General features: G+C 56.0%; 14 protein-coding genes and 4 pseudogenes. 11 read left to right on the top strand and 7 right to left on the bottom strand.

From position 1 onward, the window contains the following. Positions 1 to 173 precede the first annotated feature (173 nt). Complete coding sequence (gene amt / locus FO268_RS22070; protein ID WP_150995338.1) at positions 174 to 3,578, top strand: ammonium transporter; 3,405 nt, start codon at positions 174 to 176, stop codon at positions 3,576 to 3,578. Positions 3,579 to 3,600: 22 nt separating this feature from the next. Here the strand turns inward: amt and FO268_RS23165 are convergent. After that, a pseudogene (locus FO268_RS23165) lies at positions 3,601 to 3,810 on the bottom strand (diguanylate cyclase domain-containing protein); the annotation flags it as partial. A gap of 24 nt (positions 3,811 to 3,834) precedes the next feature. Here FO268_RS23165 and FO268_RS23160 point away from each other — a divergent pair. Next, a complete protein-coding gene (locus FO268_RS23160) occupies positions 3,835 to 4,062 on the top strand; it encodes a hypothetical protein (protein ID WP_225316967.1) in 228 nt (75 codons plus the stop codon). Between the two features lie 12 nt (positions 4,063 to 4,074). Here the strand turns inward: FO268_RS23160 and FO268_RS23155 are convergent, their stop codons facing one another. From FO268_RS23155 to FO268_RS22055, 3 genes are all read right to left on the bottom strand, one after another. Beyond that, entirely contained in the window at positions 4,075 to 4,440 is a 366-nt protein-coding gene (locus FO268_RS23155) for a transposase (protein ID WP_263645080.1), read from the bottom strand. Between the two features lie 41 nt (positions 4,441 to 4,481). Next, positions 4,482 to 4,640: a hypothetical protein gene (locus FO268_RS23150; protein WP_263645079.1), complete on the bottom strand. Its 159-nt coding sequence runs from the start codon at positions 4,638 to 4,640 to the stop codon at positions 4,482 to 4,484. Between the two features lie 174 nt (positions 4,641 to 4,814). Next, positions 4,815 to 5,030, bottom strand: a complete 216-nt coding sequence (locus tag FO268_RS22055) for a hypothetical protein (protein WP_150995336.1) — start codon at positions 5,028 to 5,030, stop codon at positions 4,815 to 4,817. Between FO268_RS22055 and FO268_RS22050 the strand changes: the two genes are divergently transcribed. Together FO268_RS22050 and FO268_RS22045 are read left to right on the top strand one after the other, a co-directional pair. Further along, on the top strand, positions 5,019 to 5,870 hold the full coding sequence (locus FO268_RS22050) for a DMT family transporter (RefSeq protein WP_150995335.1): 852 nt from the start codon (positions 5,019 to 5,021) through the stop codon (positions 5,868 to 5,870). The two genes, FO268_RS22055 and FO268_RS22050, sit on opposite strands and share 12 nt — an antisense overlap. Positions 5,871 to 5,885: 15 nt before the next feature. Continuing rightward, a complete protein-coding gene (locus FO268_RS22045; RefSeq protein ID WP_150995334.1) occupies positions 5,886 to 6,620 on the top strand; it encodes an outer membrane lipoprotein-sorting protein in 735 nt (244 codons plus the stop codon). 65 nt (positions 6,621 to 6,685) lie between these two features. Here the strand turns inward: FO268_RS22045 and FO268_RS22040 are convergent, their stop codons facing one another. Further along, a complete protein-coding gene (locus FO268_RS22040) occupies positions 6,686 to 7,771 on the bottom strand; it encodes a DNA-binding protein (RefSeq protein ID WP_150995333.1) in 1,086 nt (361 codons plus the stop codon). Positions 7,772 to 7,898: 127 nt separating this feature from the next. Between FO268_RS22040 and FO268_RS22035 the strand changes: the two genes are divergently transcribed. The 4 genes from FO268_RS22035 to FO268_RS22020 are packed head-to-tail and all read left to right on the top strand — an operon-like array spanning position 7,899 to position 11,193. Next, the gene (locus FO268_RS22035) at positions 7,899 to 8,384 is read left to right on the top strand and encodes a hypothetical protein (RefSeq protein ID WP_225316961.1); all 486 of its coding nucleotides are present in this window, start codon (positions 7,899 to 7,901) and stop codon (positions 8,382 to 8,384) included. Further along, positions 8,381 to 9,640 (top strand): site-specific integrase, encoded by a 1,260-nt coding sequence (locus FO268_RS22030; RefSeq protein WP_150995332.1) that lies wholly within the window; start codon positions 8,381 to 8,383, stop codon positions 9,638 to 9,640. Before FO268_RS22035 ends, FO268_RS22030 begins: the two co-directional genes overlap by 4 nt. A gap of 7 nt (positions 9,641 to 9,647) precedes the next feature. Next, positions 9,648 to 10,313, top strand: coding sequence for a DUF4158 domain-containing protein (locus tag FO268_RS22025; RefSeq protein ID WP_150995331.1), 666 nt, complete (start codon positions 9,648 to 9,650; stop codon positions 10,311 to 10,313). A gap of 34 nt (positions 10,314 to 10,347) precedes the next feature. Then, on the top strand, positions 10,348 to 11,193 hold the full coding sequence (locus FO268_RS22020) for a hypothetical protein (protein ID WP_150995330.1): 846 nt from the start codon (positions 10,348 to 10,350) through the stop codon (positions 11,191 to 11,193). Positions 11,194 to 11,228: 35 nt separating this feature from the next. Here FO268_RS22020 and FO268_RS22010 read toward each other — a convergent pair whose 3' ends face one another. Next, complete coding sequence (locus tag FO268_RS22010) at positions 11,229 to 14,201, bottom strand: Tn3 family transposase (protein ID WP_063091986.1); 2,973 nt, start codon at positions 14,199 to 14,201, stop codon at positions 11,229 to 11,231. Positions 14,202 to 14,433: 232 nt separating this feature from the next. Here FO268_RS22010 and FO268_RS23145 point away from each other — a divergent pair. Continuing rightward, positions 14,434 to 14,733 (top strand): annotated as a pseudogene (locus FO268_RS23145) (MFS transporter); the annotation flags it as partial. Here the strand turns inward: FO268_RS23145 and merR are convergent. Continuing rightward, complete coding sequence (merR, locus tag FO268_RS22000; protein ID WP_063091985.1) at positions 14,717 to 15,181, bottom strand: Hg(II)-responsive transcriptional regulator; 465 nt, start codon at positions 15,179 to 15,181, stop codon at positions 14,717 to 14,719. The pseudogene FO268_RS23145 and the gene merR overlap by 17 nt on opposite strands. A gap of 73 nt (positions 15,182 to 15,254) precedes the next feature. On the opposite strand from merR, the pseudogene FO268_RS23140 reads away from it, so the two are divergent. Both FO268_RS23140 and FO268_RS21990 read left to right on the top strand, forming a co-directional pair. Then, positions 15,255 to 15,418: pseudogene (locus FO268_RS23140) on the top strand (mercuric transporter MerT family protein); the annotation flags it as partial. A gap of 7 nt (positions 15,419 to 15,425) precedes the next feature. Then, positions 15,426 to 16,109 (top strand): annotated as a pseudogene (locus FO268_RS21990) (ISL3 family transposase); the annotation flags it as partial. Between the last annotated feature and the right edge of the window lie 342 nt (positions 16,110 to 16,451).

Below are 16,451 nucleotides of genomic sequence, written 5' to 3'. Positions count from 1 at the left end.
CCTATCTGTGTGCGAAAGCCTGTAGCTATGTGCGGTGCATCGTATTTTCATATGGCCTGGATATTGCTTTGCTTCAAGCGGATTCGAGCTTGCGGGTTTAAGGGAAGCATTACCCGGCCATTTGTCTGTAACCAGGGAGTGGTTTGTTGTTCCTGTGGTTGGAGATCGCTCCTATGGATATGCCGTTAATTGATGTTTTCTGGTTGGTTTTGTGTTCCGCCCTGGTATTCAACATGCAATTGGGGTTTCTGTGTCTGGAATCGGGACTGACCCGTAGCAAGAACGCCATCAATGTTGCACTGAAGAACATGACGGATTTCGCCCTGGCAGTATTGCTGTACTGGGTTTACGGCTTTGGCATCATGTTCGGGGCAAGTTATCTGGGGTGGCTGGGAGGCAGTCATTTCCTGCCAGCCGTCGGCGAATCCGACGCCTGGCTTTCTGCATTCTTTGTTTTTCAGGCCATGTTCTGCGCCACGGCTGTCACCATTATTTCAGGGGCTGCTGCGGAGCGTCTGCGCTTCGGTATATATATGATTCTCGGCTGCCTGGTGGCGGGGCTGATCTACCCGGTATTCGGGCACTGGGCCTGGGCCGGTGGTTTTGCCAGTGGCGACGGCTGGCTCGGCGCGCTGGGGTTTGTGGATTTTGCCGGCTCAACGGTTGTGCACAGTGTTGGTGGCTGGGTGGCACTGGCCGTCTTGCTGCTGATCGGCCCGCGCGCTGGCCGGTTCGACCAGGCTGCCGTGGGGCGATCCATGCCGGGATCAAACCTGCCCATGGCGATGCTGGGTGCGCTTCTGCTGTTTTTTGGCTGGTTTGGCTTCAATGGCGGCAGTACGCTGGCGGCGAACGCGGCCGTTCCCGGAATCATCGTCAACACGCTGCTTGGTGGCGTCACCGGTGTTATCACGGTGTTATTGGTTACCTGGAAGCTCAGAGGCTACACAGATGCCATGCAGCCGATGAATGGTCTGCTTGCCGGGTTGGTGGCGGTCACTGCATCGGCCGATGCCATTTCGGCGCCTGAGGCGATACTCATCGGCGGGATCGGTGGGCTGGTGATGATGGCCGCTGACACATTGCTGCTTCGTCTGCGGATTGATGATGCCGTAGGTGCTGTGCCGGTACATCTGGCGGCAGGGATATGGGGCACCCTTGCTGTGGCGTTGTTTGGTGATCCTGATGTGCTGGCTACCGGGCTCGACAGATATGACCAGTTGCTGGTTCAGCTGCAGGGTATTGTGGTTTGCGGCCTGTGGAGTTTTGGGGTCGCCTATGTGCTGCTGAAGGTGATCAACCACCGGTTCCCGCTGCGGGTGGACCCGGAGGCGGAGCGCCTTGGACTGAATATCTCCGAACACGGCACCCGCACCGAGCTGATCGAACTGCTGGAGGCGATGGAGGGAGATGCCCGCGCCGGCGATTTTCATGGTGAGGTTCCTGTTGAACCGTTCACCGAAGTGGGGCAGATCGCAAACCAGTACAACAAGGTAATCCGTGCGCTGGGACAGGCTGTACAGAACACCCAGTCCATCGTGCGGGATATCCGCGATGGCATTATTACGTTCACCTCCGACGGCACTCTGACCAGCTTTAACCCGGGCTCGGAGCGACTTTTTGCACTGCCTGCCCATGCTACGGATCTGAAATTGAGCAGCCTTCTTGGCGACTCCGACTGGAAGCCCGCTGAACTGCTGCCCAGCCCCGGCGGTGAAATTAAAAAGGAAGTACGCTGTCGGCGCTGGGATGGTAGTTCCTTCCTGGCTGAGCTTACTGTCAGCCCGTCAGCGATTGGAAACCGGGACCATTTCACCGGCATCCTGCGGGATATCACCGAGCGCCGGAGTATTGAAGATCAGCTTTCCCATGAAAAGAACCTGGCTCAGGTTACTCTGGCGTCAATTGCCGATGGCGTTATCACCACGGATCAGGCAGGCCGTGTCCGGTTCCTTAACCCCATCGCGGAACAACTGACGGGCTGGTGGAATATGGAGGCACAGGGGCTCCCCCTGTCCGACATTTACCAACTGGTCGATGAGTCTAATGACGCTGTTCTGCCAAACCCGGTAACACGGGCGCTCCGACAATCCGGAGCCGCTCCCCGGCAGGCCGGCGAACATCACTACGCACTGCGAAAGCGCGATGGTGGGCTGATACCGGTGAAGGAGTCGGTGGCGCCCATTCGGGATCCCGAGGGCAGGCTGATTGGTGTGGTGCTGACGTTCAGTGATGTGTCCGGGATCCGTCAGCTGGCCCGTGAACTCACTCACCAGGCCGCGCACGATGCCCTGACGGGGCTGATCAATCGCGCTGAATTCGAGCGCCATTTGGTGTCATTGCTGAAGGAAGGCTCAGGCGGTGTCGATGAGCATGTGCTCTGCTATCTGGACCTGGACCAGTTCAAAATCGTGAACGACTCTTGTGGGCACATCGCGGGTGATGAACTGTTGCGGCAACTGGCCTCGCTGTTTCGCAGCCGAGTCAGGGATTCGGACCTCCTGGCGCGGCTTGGCGGGGATGAATTTGGTGTGATGCTCCATAAGTGCAATGTTACGGAAGCTCTGCAGGTAGCCGAGAGCATTCGGGCGCTGGTGGAGGATTTCCGCTTCTCGTGGCAGGACAAAACCTTCGCCGTGGGTGTCAGTATTGGCCTGGTGCCTCTAGATGGGCTGGGAAACAGTCTGGGCAACCTGCTGGGCGCGGCGGATGCGGCCTGTTACTCGGCCAAGGACGCTGGGCGTAACCGGGTTCACGTCTACCAGCCCGATGATCGCCAACTGCTCGCGCGCCAGGGAGAGATGCAGTGGGTTAACCGCATTCGCAGCGCCCTGGATGAGGATCGGCTCAGGCTCTATGTGCAGCCGATAGTGCCACTGAATGTGAAAGACGCGTTGGTGCCGCGATATGAGGTACTGGTCCGGATGCTGGACGAAAAAGGGGACATTATTCCGCCCGGCGCTTTCATGCCGGCGGCAGAACGTTACAACGTGACATCGTCGATTGATCGCTGGGTGGTGGCCAACACCCTGGCGTGGATTGGCGATAACGCGAGACGATCGGGTGGCCAGCCCGGGCACTACTCCATAAACCTGTCGGCGGACTCGGTCACCGACAGCGATTTTCTGGCGTTTGTCCTTGATTGTATAGAGCGTTGTAAGGTGCCATCGGAGTCGATCTGTTTCGAGATCACTGAAACCAACGCCATCGCCAACCTGAGCAGCGCCATTACCTTTATCGAGCGGCTCAAGGCTATCGGCTGTCAGTTCGCCCTGGATGACTTCGGCTCCGGAGTGTCATCGTTCGGTTACCTCAAGAACCTGCCTGTGGATTTCATTAAAATCGACGGAGCTTTTGTGCGGGATATCTGCAGTGATTCAACCGCCAGGGTGATGGTGGGGTCTATCCACAATATTGGCAAGGAAATGGGGCTGAAGACAGTGGCCGAGTATGTGGAGTCCCGGGAAATCCTGGACGAACTGCGGGAACTGGGCATCAACTATGCGCAAGGGTTCTATCTGGGCAAGCCGTCGCCTCTGGCGACCACGCTGACGGGAGTACGGATGATGCCGCGCTAGTCAATGGGTGGCGCCGGTCGGGTCAGACGAGCTCGCAGGCTTCCGTAATAACCCTGTTGCGGCCCGCCGCCTTGGCCTGGTAGAGCATCGCGTCAGCGCGACATATGGCATCATTGACGCCTTTACCGGGTAGGTACTCGGCGATCCCGACAGTTACGGTAATGGGTACGCCAGCAATCGGTGCCCTCTCAATCGCCCTTCGGCAACGCTGGGCGGCATGGCGTGCGCTGCGAAGATCAACGCCCGGAGTAGAGGGTTGGCAGCAGCGCCGGGTGGTGCTGTAATCCTCATGCGCCCCGGTATTGTCGGGCTGTGGCTGGCCGCCATCGGGGTTCCGGTGGCGTTCATCCTGCGATTCTGGCCGGTGGACGCTGGTCTGATTCCGCCGATGGATACCGGGCCGGTGACCGTTTATCTGGTAGCGTTGACTGCCGTTGTGGCAGCGCTGTTTCATCTGGAAATTCGAGGTACTAATCCGAAATAAAGTAAGCGAACATCACCCGGAGATATAAGCCAGGTCCGGATGACCAAAAAACGATTTCAATAACCGTGGCAGTTTCTGCAAGCGCCGAAGCTGCCGGTAAACAATGCTCCGAAGTTGTTCTTTGCTGTTAATGATCTTTTTACCAACGTGGTGGTATTTGATATAGCCCCAAACAGACTCATCAGGATTCAGCTCAGGCGAGTACGGCGGCAGGAAGAACAGCCTGAGCTTGCCGTCGAGGCTCTCAACATAGTCTCGAACCCGACGAGCATGATGGACCGGGTGGTTATCGAGGATCAGGAAAACCGGCTTGTCAGCGTCTTGCACCAGAGCCTTGAGGAAACCGAGGAAAGCATCGGTGTTCATGTTGCCCTGAATGGTCTTGAAGCGGAGCTCACCGCGAGGCGAGATGGCAGAGATCAGATTGATGCTGAAGCGATCGGGGTTTCGCCCTTGGGTGCCCAGGTCGTGCCACTGTGATAATCAGATCGAATGCTGGCTTCATCGCCAAAGGTGGCGCCGACTTTTTTGGCTTCCTTGCAGATTTCCGGATAGGTCTCTTCTTTCCACTGTTTCACGGCCTCTGGCTTTTGCTGGTAAGCCCGATGCAGTGGTTTCTGAGGCGTCAGCCCCAGGTTTCGAAGCAGACGACAGCGGTAAAAGGGAAATTACAACAATCTTCAATACTGCACTTATCTAGGGTTTTGATTCTTCATGGATGCGAAATGGTTGAATTTGAGGAGCTGGGTCGCTCAGGCATGACCTGAATCATCATCAGTGGGGGCGCCCTCTGACTCCTCTTCCATCACTTCATCAACGAGTTCTTCTGCTACAGGATCTGTCTCACCACCGTTCTCTCGAATTACCATATGCCAGCCAAGAATCAACCCGACGACATTATCCCCTTGGCCTTCTTCGAGGTGTTCTAAAAGAAGTCCCTCACTGCTTTCACAGATCTGCTTGACCACGTTCCAGTCGAATTCGATCTTGCCGCTTTACGGGCATTACTGGCGGGCCTCTGCCTGATTCTGATCGCCGTTGGAAAGGGCAGGCGAATTAGTTTCTCGCCTCGAAGGTTTCTCATGTTGACTGTGATTGGCTTCAGTTATACCGGCATGGGCCTTGGAGGAATGTTTCTCGGGGCTGGCAAACTGGGCCCAGGACTTGCAACGGTGCTGGCAAACGCACAACCGCTTTTTGCAGCGGTTCTGGCGCTGTTCATTTTTAGGGAAGTGGTGACCGGGCGCGTGTTCGCGGGACTGATCGTTGGCTTTATTGGGGTTGTGGTACTTGCGGCGCCAGAGATGGAGTTTGGTAACGCCAGGTTTACAGGGGCGGTCTATGTTCTGGTCGGCGCTATTGGAACCGCCTTCGGGAACGTGCTACTCAAATATCAGGCCGGCAGCGATGATATTTACTTGTCCATGGGTATTCAGCTTGTCATTGGTTCGGCATTCCTGGGCATTGCATCCGTGGGTCTGGGTGAGGGCATGGCGATTGACTGGACCTGGTCGTTTTCCTCCGCAATCTTCGTTTTGGCTATTCCAGCGACGGCTTTGATGGTTGTTCTGTGGTACTCATTGCTGGCAAGCGCTCCTTTGAACAGCCTGAATTCGTTCACCTTTCTGACGCCTGTGTTTGGGCTTGTTATCGGCATACTGCTGTTTGGTGAAACCTTTAGTTTCGTGGAGATCATAGGAATAGGGATCACAATTATGGGTCTGGTTATCGTTGTGAAGGCCCCACGACAGCCGGCTGGCGTTTCCGAAGTTCGGGAACAGATGACGGTAGCCGGCCGCCCCTACTGAAAAAGGACCTGGTCTATGAAAATCTGGATAAGCGCTCTTCTTTTGTTTGCCATATCGGGTCGTCTTATCGCGGCTACTCCCTCGGCTGTTTCTTTGGTCGAAGGCATGGAGCAGACCCTTTGGTCAGACAGTAACCACGGCCGGCACGTGATGCGTATCGAGAGCGAGTACTGGACCCGTGAGCTGCAGCTGGAAGCCTGGATGGATCGGCCGGATCACACCCTGATCCGGATTCACTCGCCGAAAAAAGAGGCTGGCGTTGGTTCGCTGAGAATCGGTGATGCCATGTGGAATTACCTTCCCAAAGTGGATCGCACCATCAAGATTCCGCCGTCGATGATGCTGCAGCCTTGGATGGGGTCCAACTTCAGTAATGATGATCTGGTCAAGGAAAGCTCCTTCGTTGACGACTACACCCATGAGTTGGCCGGGGTCGATGACTCTGGCGAGGTGACTGTCTACCGGGTCGCAACGGTCGCACGCAAACTTCTGAACTCACTCGAAACCCCTTTTCAGTTTGAGGGCACCGACCTTCGTGTCTCTATCGGAACCAGCATCGGGATTGCAATGTACCCTGAAGACGGGGCGGGGGCGGAAACGCTGGTAGAGCGGGCAGACATGGCCATATATGCCGTGAAACAGAGGAAAAAAACGACTTTTATTTTTACAGCTAAGCATGATGGACGACAAAAGACCGGACGACACGTCGCCCTAAACCCGTCATCCAAACCACTCGGGCTCCCCCAATGAAAAACACCTGAGACTTGAGCGACAATAGCCTTGCAGTAGGCTTTAAAACATAGTCTGGAGGAATTTCAAGAAACTCTGTTCACCTCGTCGGAATCGTTGCCAGCGCTCAAGCGATCCAACAGCTCATTCTTCACGCTCAGCTCGGTTTCAAGCTGCTGCACCTTCGCTTTCAGTTGGTCGTTCACGCGCTGCTGCTTTTCAAAGGCAGCCTTTCGTTGGCGTAACGCCACGACTTGCTGCTCTAGCCGCACCGTTTTGTCGGCCAGACGACGATTTTCGCGCTCCCGCTCGCCCAGTTGCTGGGTCAACCGATCCGACTGCTTTCGAACTTCAGTCACCTCCGTGAACAGCCGGGTGATCTCTCGGGTGGCCTGGGTCTGCTCGTCGCGTTTCACGGCCAGGGCTTGTTGCAGATGGCGTTGCTCTTCCTGGACTTGCTGGACCTGCTGCTCATGCCGCCGCTGATCCTGCTCGCGCTGCTCTTTCACGGAGCCGCGATAGTGCTCCAGCGCCTGCCGGGCATGCTTGTGTTTTTCTTCGAGTGAATTCACCTGGCGTTGCTTGTCCTGAACCTGCTCAGTCAAACTTTCAATGCGTTGGGCCTGTGCGCGGTTATCGCTTTCGAGTTTTGAGAGCGCCCCACGCAGCCCACGGACCTCCGCCTGTAAATCATCCCGCGCCTGAGCCAACAGGGTATTTTGTGCCTGGTGTTGCTTGGTTTCAGCGGTCTGTACCGTTAAGGCTTCCTGCAGGCCGGCCACCTCGGCCTGTTGGCGCTGTTCGGCCTGCTCGATGGTCTCCTGCGCGTCCTGGCGTAATTGCCGAGCCAGTTGGCTTACCAAGTCGGTTACGTGGTTGCTCAGAAGCGCTTCGTCGTCCAGACGGGTGCTTTCACGCGCCTCAATCGCTCTCAGGTGGTTGCTAATGGTGGTCTTTGAGCCGGTGTTGCCCAGCTCGGCTCGTATGGCATCGATGGAGGGGTGAACATTGCGAGCCAGAAGACGTTTACGGGCGTCCTCGACCAGGGGTTGGGTGATGCCGCCTCGGGCCATGATCGTGTCCTTGTGTTTATTTCGTACCGTGGTACGTATTATGTAATTACGTACCATATACACCAGAAAGATCGTTGGAAAGCACATCTGTTCAAACATGTGATAATCCAGAGTTATCCATTGTGATACCCATTTCGACGACTATACTGACCAAAGCCCGGTACGATACGGCGTTGGTCAACTACCCCGGCCCGAGGCCATACGCTCACAATGAAGGAGCCCACAAGTGCACAAACAAGCCGACCCACTTGACCAGGTGTTTGCCTTTCGGGCGTTTGATTTTCGGAACCGATTTCCAGACCCATTACCGAACTTCCGTGCCGCCCTGGAATGCCTGCAAAGCGAAGACGCCTATATGCCGGATGTTGAGGCACAGATCAGGACCTACCTCAAAGAAGGCCGCTCGATTGCCATTCCAAACAGTTTCTTCTGGGTGGAGCAAAAGCCGTTTGCGTCATTGTCAGAGGCCCAAAGCTGGGTGCAGGCCCACCAGGAAGGGGCTGCCAAGGGCTCGCCGCTGGATAGGCTCGCCGGCTCACTGATCGCCAACCCCGACGATCCAACTGACAAACAAGTGCGCGACGCGTTGGCTAGGACGTTCACAAAAATGGCTTCAAAGGCTGACAACGATGCTGTGCGCGCCGGCAAAAAGTTGGTTAAGGGAAGCGATACGAGCACTGCCGAAGTCGGACGACGTCGGTGCGTCCAATGACGATTGATCGGTACGTTCGCGCCGCCACACGGGACAATACACGGCGCAGCTATCGGTCAGCGGTCGAGCATTTTGAGGTGACCTGGGGCGGGTTTCTGCCCGCAACAGCCGACAGCGTGGCTCGCTATCTGGCCGACCATGCCGAACGTCTTTCTGCGGCCACTCTGAAGCAGCGCCTGGCGGCGTTGGCTCGCTGGCACCGGGACCAAGGTTTTCCAGATCCGACGAGAGCTCCTTTAGTACGCACGGTTCTGAAGGGCATTCGCGAAGAGCATCCCTATCGGCAAAAACAAGCAAAGCCGCTGGCCATCCCCCAGCTCCAGCAACTGGATCAGTGGCTGGCAGGACAGATCGCAGAGGCGCGGCAGCACGATGCCCGGCGTCTCGGCGTCTGGTTGCGCAACCGAGCCATGGTCTTGCTCGGGTTCTGGCGAGCCTTTCGCAGCGACGAACTCTGTCGGTTAACCATTGAAGATGTCGCACTGGCCCCCGCTGCCGGTATGTCCTTGTACTTGCGGAGGAGCAAGGGGGATCGTCAGGCCGAAGGTCGCCTGTACAAGGTGCCAGCTCTGAGGCAGTGCTGTCCCGTGGAGGCCTGTCAGGATTGGCTGGACTTTTTGAACCAGCCCAGCGGTGCGCTATTCAGGGCGATTGATCGTTGGGGAAATATTTCCAATACTTCATTGCACCCGAACAGCATCGTGCCGCTGCTGCGCCAGCTTCTGGCCGACGCAGACATTGACGCTGTGGAAGCGTTCAGCAGCCATTCGCTGCGACGCGGTTTTGCCACTTGGGCCAGTGCTTCCGGCTGGGAAATCAAAGCGCTGATGGAGTACGTCGGTTGGCAGGATACCCAGACCGCCTTGCGATACATTGAAGCTAAATCGCCGTTCGAGCAGGCCCTGATGCAAATCCCAACCAAAGTGGCGTCGTCTGTCGGTCAGCCACGCCTGGCGAGCGTATCCGAGCCAAGTTACCGGGCATTAACCGTTCAGCTCACCCTGGAGCCGCAACGTCCTCGCAGCCGGAAACACCATCAGGCCCGCACGGTAATCGAAGCCCACTGCCTGAAACCGTTCGAGATGGAACAGCAGAACAATGGGGACTACCGCATTGAGGTGCCTGCAACGTCGGATGAGCAGCTGGACGAAATGATGGACGACTTGATCGATGAGATACACCGCATTGCGTCCGATAAAGCCTGCTGGGTGGAGACACTGATCAAGGACCCGGCCACCGGGCAAGCATGGGATTGAGCCAGTTATGAGTGCTATTCAGGAAACAGCCTATCCACGGTTTCGGACGGATATCTCGCAACAGGAACTTGATGCAGTATACACGCCCACGTCCGGCGAACAGCGCTGGGCTCGTCGGCGCACCCGGCCGATCCTGGAGCGCTTCTTTTTACTGCTTCACCTGAAGGCGGATCAGAAACAAGGGTTCTTTTCCTCGTCGGTCGATTTGCCGGGCGATTTGCGTCGTCACATTGCGCAGTGCCTTGGTCTCGACAAGCAGCCGACCAAAGCCCAACGACAACAGTATGATCGTTCTGCCACCCGTAAACGCCATATCCCGTGGATTCGAACCTATGTGGGCACCCGGACTCTGGACGAGAAGGCTCATGCTTGGCTCGATAGCCAAGCAACGAAAGCCGCCGAGTCCCGCGAGGTGCTGGCCGATATCATCAATATCCTTCTGGAAGAGTTGGTACGTCACCGTTTCGAAATTCCCGGCTTTACGGTGTTATTGAGGCTCGCCAAGGATGCCCGGGCCACCGTCAATGACCGCTGTTACCGGTCCATCGTCAGCGAACTCAACGACGAAACAAAGGCACTGGTGAATGACTTGCTGGTATCGCCACCGGGCATCGAGATCAGCGGCTGGCAGCGTCTGAAGCGAGAAATCCGAAATCCGAAAGCCGACGAATAAAGAAATCCGGTCCTACCTGCAACACCTCAAGTGGATGAAGGATATCGTCGAGCAATTACCGGGCGTCAAATCAATTCCCGTGACCAAGCGGCGACAGTTCGCCCACGAAGCACGAGCGCTGGATGTGGCCAAAATGGCTCGAATCCCTGCGCGTAAACGCTATGCCCTGGCGGTGGTCCTGATCCGGCAACAGTATGCCCAGGCGCTGGATGATACCGCAGAGCTTCTGATCAAGCTGATGAGGCAACTGGAAACCACCGCCCAGCAAAATCTCCTGGCCTATCAAATGGAGCAGACCCAGCGCACCGATAGACTGGTGTCCTGCTTTAAAGACGTGTTGACTGCCATGGAGGCCGAGCCAAACCCGTGGCAAACGCTTCAGGCCGTTATCGGAGACAAGCGCCAGGAGTGGCTGGACGAATGCGAGGAGCATCTGGCCTACGCGGGCAATAACTACCTGCCTTTCATGTTGCGACCGTTTCGAACCAAACGCAGCCTGCTGTACAACTGCCTGGAAATACTCACGTTTCAAAGCACCTCCAGCGACTTACTGTCGATTCAACTGATCGAGTTACTCCGGAAGACCCGTTCATTGAAAGCCGAGACGCTGGATTTGCGGGTCCATACGCCGGATCTGGTCGAAAGCATCCAGCAGACCAAGTGGACGCTCGAAAAGTGGCGCCGTCTGATTTTCACGGGGCCGGACAGTCTGACGGTTCACCGTAAATATTTTGAGTTGGCCGTTTTGAATCTGGTGAAACAGGAACTGAAGTCTGCCGATCTGGCGGTTGTTCACGGGGATCGCTTCGATGACCATCGCGATCAACTGGTGAGTTGGTCGGATTACGAGCAGGAAATTGAGGGTCGGCAACGATTCTGACGCAATCCTCCAAAATTTGCCTTAACCTATTGTATTTAAATTATTTTGGCGTTGTAGCTCATGGGTGAAACCTGCCGATCAAAATCAAGCGTATAATCGCCAAATCGGTTGATATGGTCCGTGCGGTATGGGGCCAGCCCTTTGAGAATATCGTGATCAATATGATGACCGCGCTCTTTGAGATCTTTAAGGGTTAACGTCATCGACTCCACATTGTGAAGAATGACCAGGTTGGCCACCAAGTGGTTATATTTGATCACCTTCCGTTGCTCGTGACGGATATTCTCGGCGATCACCCCCTCGCCGCCGAAGAACAGCCATTTCACGAACTGGTTGAACTCTTCCGTTTTGTTCGTCTCCGCATGAATGGTTCGCCGCAACTCCACGCTGCCAATGTAGTCCAGAAGAAAGGTTGTCCGAACGACCCTCCCCAGTTCCCGGAAAGCAAAGTAGAGTTTGTTCTTGAGGCTTGCGGTACCTAAACGTCGCAGTACCGTAGACGGTGCGATTTTTCCAGCCTTAATCGATAGCGCCACCCGGAGCATGTCCGGCACATGGGTTTCAATCAGTTTCCAGTTGATAGTCTCGCTGAACAAAGCATTGATGTGCTCATACCGTTGGCGTTTGTCAGACTTGTAGAACACCAGCTGCTTCAGATTCCGGATGCGGGGCATCAGGTTGATACCCAGCAGGTAAGCCAACCCGAAGACGGGCGCACTTTGCGCCTGAGTATCGCCATGCAAGGTGTCAGGCTGGATATCGGAGTCGTTTTTGATCAGTCCATCAAGGATGTAAATGGCCTCATAAACGCCGCAAGGAATGAAGTGGCTGAACAGCGCGATGTATTTGTCCGAGACGTGGTAGTAGCCCACCCCGCCATAGCCACCGTACCGTATGTGGTATTCCGATAGCAGATTCTGTTCGTACAGGTTCCATTTTGTGCCATCGGCGGCGGCCCGCTGGCCAGTTCCCCAGTGTCGCGGCAGCCGGTAGCGGTTGTAGGCATTGATAACCTGTACAATCGCCTGCTCCAGGCGCTCTTCGGTGACGTGCCGCAGGTTGAGCCAGGACACCTGCCGGCGATTAAGCGTCGTGATGGATCGCGCGGTCTGAGTTGGCCCGAGATTGCAGCCATAGCAAAATAAGGTCGAAACAAAGCGGGTACGGGGGTCGTCCAGCTTGCCCTCAAATCCGGAAAGTGGCCCAAAGCGTTTGTGGAGGCCCAGCCATTTTTCGGCTTCCACCAGGATGTCGAGAATGTTCTTTTCGGGCATATTTTGGGATAACTGCTTATCAATCTCAGCTAACCCATCCGGAGGCGCTCTACGGCGGTGCTTCCGGATCACCAGATCTTCACCATGGAAGACGGCGTATTCATTCTCCGGGAAGCCACGGTCAATGCGGTCGGCCGTTTCGCTCAACCGGGAGTGGGCTTGTACCACAAAAGCGGCTGGGTCGGATTCGATATCAATCATCGCACTGTAGTCCGCTATCTGGGCATCATAGACACTCCAATCCACCAGCTGATCGCGGTAGTCACTGTACTGGTCGCTATTCGCGACCGCGAGATCGCCGGAAATCAGTTCACGCTTCACCTGTGTCAGTACGCCCAGCTCGAAATACTTCCGGTAGACCATCCCGGGGGGCAGCTGGCTTGGCCCGGTCCCCAATACCAAACGGCGCCAACGCTCCGGTAGCCAGGACACGTCGACGGGTTGACTACTGAGGACAAGGCATTCCTTACGGCTGTGCCGGTGCTTTTTCAGAGTCGCAATCGCCTCAATCAAAGATTGATCGTGGCTGGTTGCCGCCAGATCCAGTAGTTCAAGGCAATTGAATAACAGGGGGCGTAACGGGCGGTAGGGTTGCAGCATGAACGGGATGAAGTTATTGCCAGCATAGGCCATGTGTTCCTCACACTCTGCCAGTAATTCATCAGGATCGCTCTGGATGGCAGCCGCCACTCGGGCACCTCGCTCGGAGTCCGTTGGCGCTTCCTGGACGGCGGTCAGTACGTCACGCAGTTGAGCCACCAGCCTGTCCATGCGTTTCATGTGATCCAGGTGATACTGGTTCAGGTTGGCTTCTGCCTTGGTTTTGATGTTGCGCATCTTGCGAACAAAGATGTCGACCGCATCGTCCATCGCGCGACGCAATTGGGCATGGACCAGCAGAACCATCAAAGCGTAGCGTTTGGTGCTTTGCATGGCCTTGATGTTGGCCGCGCCCAGCGCTCGTGCTTCCAGTATGAAGTGGTGATATTTGGCGGCGGGAATGTGATCAACAGCGGGCAATTGTTGACACCAACCCTGAAGCCATTCCAGGTGCTGAAGATACTTCTTCACTTCCGTATTGGTCGGCTTTTTGGGTTCCTGTTTCAACTTATGCCAACTGGTATGAGGGGAATCATCCGGCACTTGCAGCAACTGGTCAAATTCGTTTTTTTGATGCGCTGTCAAACCCACATTGAGCGTCCGAAAGTAACCGGTATTGACCGTGCTGCGAGCCTGACGCGCGGTCCGTTGCAACGTTGAAAAACCCGGTAACTCAAAACGCTGGCGCACCAGCTCTTCAATCACCACATTGATGATGTCCGCCAGGTCCTGCTTGGTGGTGGCCGCTTCACGCGCTAGTTCCCGTACAATTGCCTTGCCTTCAACGGTGAACGCCTTGATGCCCACCTGTTGACGAACCGTCTCCAGCATCCGCTGACGGGCGCCGCCATTGCGGTCGTAGACCCTGAGCTGGCTCAATGCGAGATGTGAAAGGTCGTCGCACGCCAGAATGTGCGTTGTAATGGATTGGGGAACGGCTTTGAGATGGACAAAGTAGCCCAGACGCTGCACTGTTTTCAGGAGAATGAGTAGGGCGCCACGAGCAGCCGGAGTTCGACCGTGCTTTCGGGCAAAGGATCGTTCCTGGGTAGAGGGTGTATAAATTTCTGCCAGTTCTTGATCCGAGACCACCGCCTTCAATCGCGGATAGGCGGTTTCATGGAGGCTACTCATACGCAGTTCTTCGCTATGGGGTTCCAGTGAAAGGCATTAGCCCACAGTACTTTCGCTCTTGAGGGGGGCATTGCTTATAGTAGGCAGCAATTCGTCAAGACCAAAGGAACCGCCCGTTATTTTGTGAACGCCACGCTCGCTTTACGTTACGGGATTATTCGGTCATCGATCGCCGGTTCCCCGATTTATTGAATCGTTACACCACACCGCAGACTGATTCGAGCTATGGCCATTGAGCATCTTTCCCCCCCCACTGATCATTCACACCTACCAACGCCTTTCTAGTGCCCAGCTAATCGCTCTGGCAGGGACCGGGCTAACGACGGTGGCGCTGGCGCCGCTGGCCCATGACTGACGGGCGGCAGTGCGGGCCAGGTGCTCGGCATTGCGCTGGCCCTGAAGATGATTGCCTACGCCCTAATAGCACCTCTGTTTGGGGCTGTTGCCCAAAAACTTCCCCGCCGTACTCTGCTGGTCACACTGGACATTCTGAGGGCCTGCGGGGTTGCCCTTTGTCACTGAGGTTTGGCAGGGGGCCCACTCTGGCTAGGGTAGGTACAAAATTTTCGCCCAACCCCTTCATGTAATGACGCAATTAAGGGGCACGAGATATTGCCCTCTTGGGCGCAGCACCGATCAACCATGGCGCTCAGTAAAACCTCAATTTGCTGTAGCTTTTCGATCTTCCCACGTACGTCGTGCAACTTGCGCTCCGCGAGAGTGCTGGCTTCCTGGCAGTGGGTGCCGTCTTCGAGTCGGAGCAGGTCGCTGACCTCATCGAGACTGAAGCCTAACTGCTGCGATGTTTTCACAAAGCTCAACCTGCCGATATCGCTGGGACCGTAGCGTCGAATACCCCCGAGAGGACGCTGGGGCTCAGGTATTAACCCACGTCGCTGGTAGTAGCGGATGGTCTCAACTGAGACGTTCGCCGCCTTAGCCAGCCCCCCGATGGTCAATGAGTTCATTTCATCCGGCATTTGCCTTGACTCCGTAGTTGACTACGGCCTCAAGCTTAACCTATCGAACAAGGCCGTAGAAGGTGTAATTGCAATATCAGAGTTGAATTCCGAGTCACAATCCGGTCGCGAGTCGTTAATCGCAGGCGGGGTTGCAGCCTGCTCGCGTCGGCCTGCTGTCTGGGCACCTTGGCCCTGATCGCCCTGGGGGGTTCCGGTGCCTGGATCGGCAACCTGGCGAAGTCTGCGAGGTACCGCAAGTGCGCACCGCTTCGAGACACCCCGCTACCTAGGTATCGACGAGCTGTACCTGAACCGCCGCTACCTCTGCATCCTGACCAACCTGGAGGAGCGTACCTTGTTAGACCTGCTGCCCGGTCGTCAGCAGGAGGCAGTGACGAAGCGGCTCATGAGCATGACCGAGCGCGACAAGATCGAGATCGTCAGCATGGACATGTGGAAGCCATATCGCCGTGCCGTCCAGGCGGCGCTGCCACAGGCCCGCATCGTGGTCGATAAGTTCCATGTTGTGCGTATGGCCAACGAAGCCCTGGAGAAGGTCCGCAAGGGGCTCAGGAAGGAGCTGAAGGCCAACCAACGCCGAACCCTCAAGGGTGACCGGAAGACCTTGCTGAAGCGGGCTCACGACGTCTCCGACCGCGAACGTCTCATCATGGAAACCTGAATGGGGGCCTTCCCCCAGCTCCTGGCAGCCTACGAGCACAAGGAGCGGTTCTACCACATCTGGGACTGTGCCAGCCGGCGAGATGCTGAGCAGGCGCTGGCTGCCTGGATTGACGACATCCCAGTCACCAATGCCTTCACGGAGTCGATCAACCGGCTGGCCAAGGACAAGAACCGCGATGGCCGGGGCTACTCATTCGAGGTGATGCGGGCCCGGATGCTCTACACCACCAAGCAGGGGTCAGTTCACGAAACGGAAAAAATTGTACGCTAAGCCTTTGGCATCAATGATATCGACACCATTTTTTCCACAATTCATAAAGTTGCGCAGTAATTAGTCGACGACTGGCCCTTGCTAAATAATTTTCATTTCAGCATGAGTTGTGCTTTAAAAATTCAATTCTGCAACTACACTCATTGGGCGAACAGAGCGAGAAATCCGCCGTTAATTCCAATAGCGGGTACGCGAATGAATATCAGGGTAATCCCCCCATTTTTAGCGGGGTTCAAAAGTAGACCTTAGGCCATCATGGCCAACTTCTGTTGAGGGGTAATCCCTCCGAGTCCCATATTGGGTCGTTCGTGATTGTAGTGCCAGAGCCAGCGA

This window comes from Marinobacter denitrificans (assembly GCF_008795955.1).
Lineage (GTDB): Bacteria > Pseudomonadota > Gammaproteobacteria > Pseudomonadales > Oleiphilaceae > Marinobacter > Marinobacter denitrificans.
This window is presented reverse-complemented; position numbering and strand designations above follow the sequence as displayed.

Bases quoted from the DNA above. Each gene is read 5' to 3' on its own strand.
- FO268_RS22045 (WP_150995334.1), top strand. From the start codon at position 5,886: ATGAAAATCTGGATAAGCGCTCTTCTTTTGTTTGCCATATCGGGTCGT.
- FO268_RS22010 (WP_063091986.1), bottom strand. From the start codon at position 14,201: ATGAGTAGCCTCCATGAAACCGCCTATCCGCGATTGAAGGCGGTGGTC.
- FO268_RS22040 (WP_150995333.1), bottom strand. From the start codon at position 7,771: ATGTTTGAACAGATGTGCTTTCCAACGATCTTTCTGGTGTATATGGTA.
- merR (WP_063091985.1), bottom strand. From the start codon at position 15,181: ATGCCGGATGAAATGAACTCATTGACCATCGGGGGGCTGGCTAAGGCG.
- FO268_RS22020 (WP_150995330.1), top strand. From the start codon at position 10,348: ATGAAGGATATCGTCGAGCAATTACCGGGCGTCAAATCAATTCCCGTG.
- amt (WP_150995338.1), top strand. From the start codon at position 174: ATGGATATGCCGTTAATTGATGTTTTCTGGTTGGTTTTGTGTTCCGCC.
- FO268_RS22025 (WP_150995331.1), top strand. From the start codon at position 9,648: ATGAGTGCTATTCAGGAAACAGCCTATCCACGGTTTCGGACGGATATC.
- FO268_RS22030 (WP_150995332.1), top strand. From the start codon at position 8,381: ATGACGATTGATCGGTACGTTCGCGCCGCCACACGGGACAATACACGG.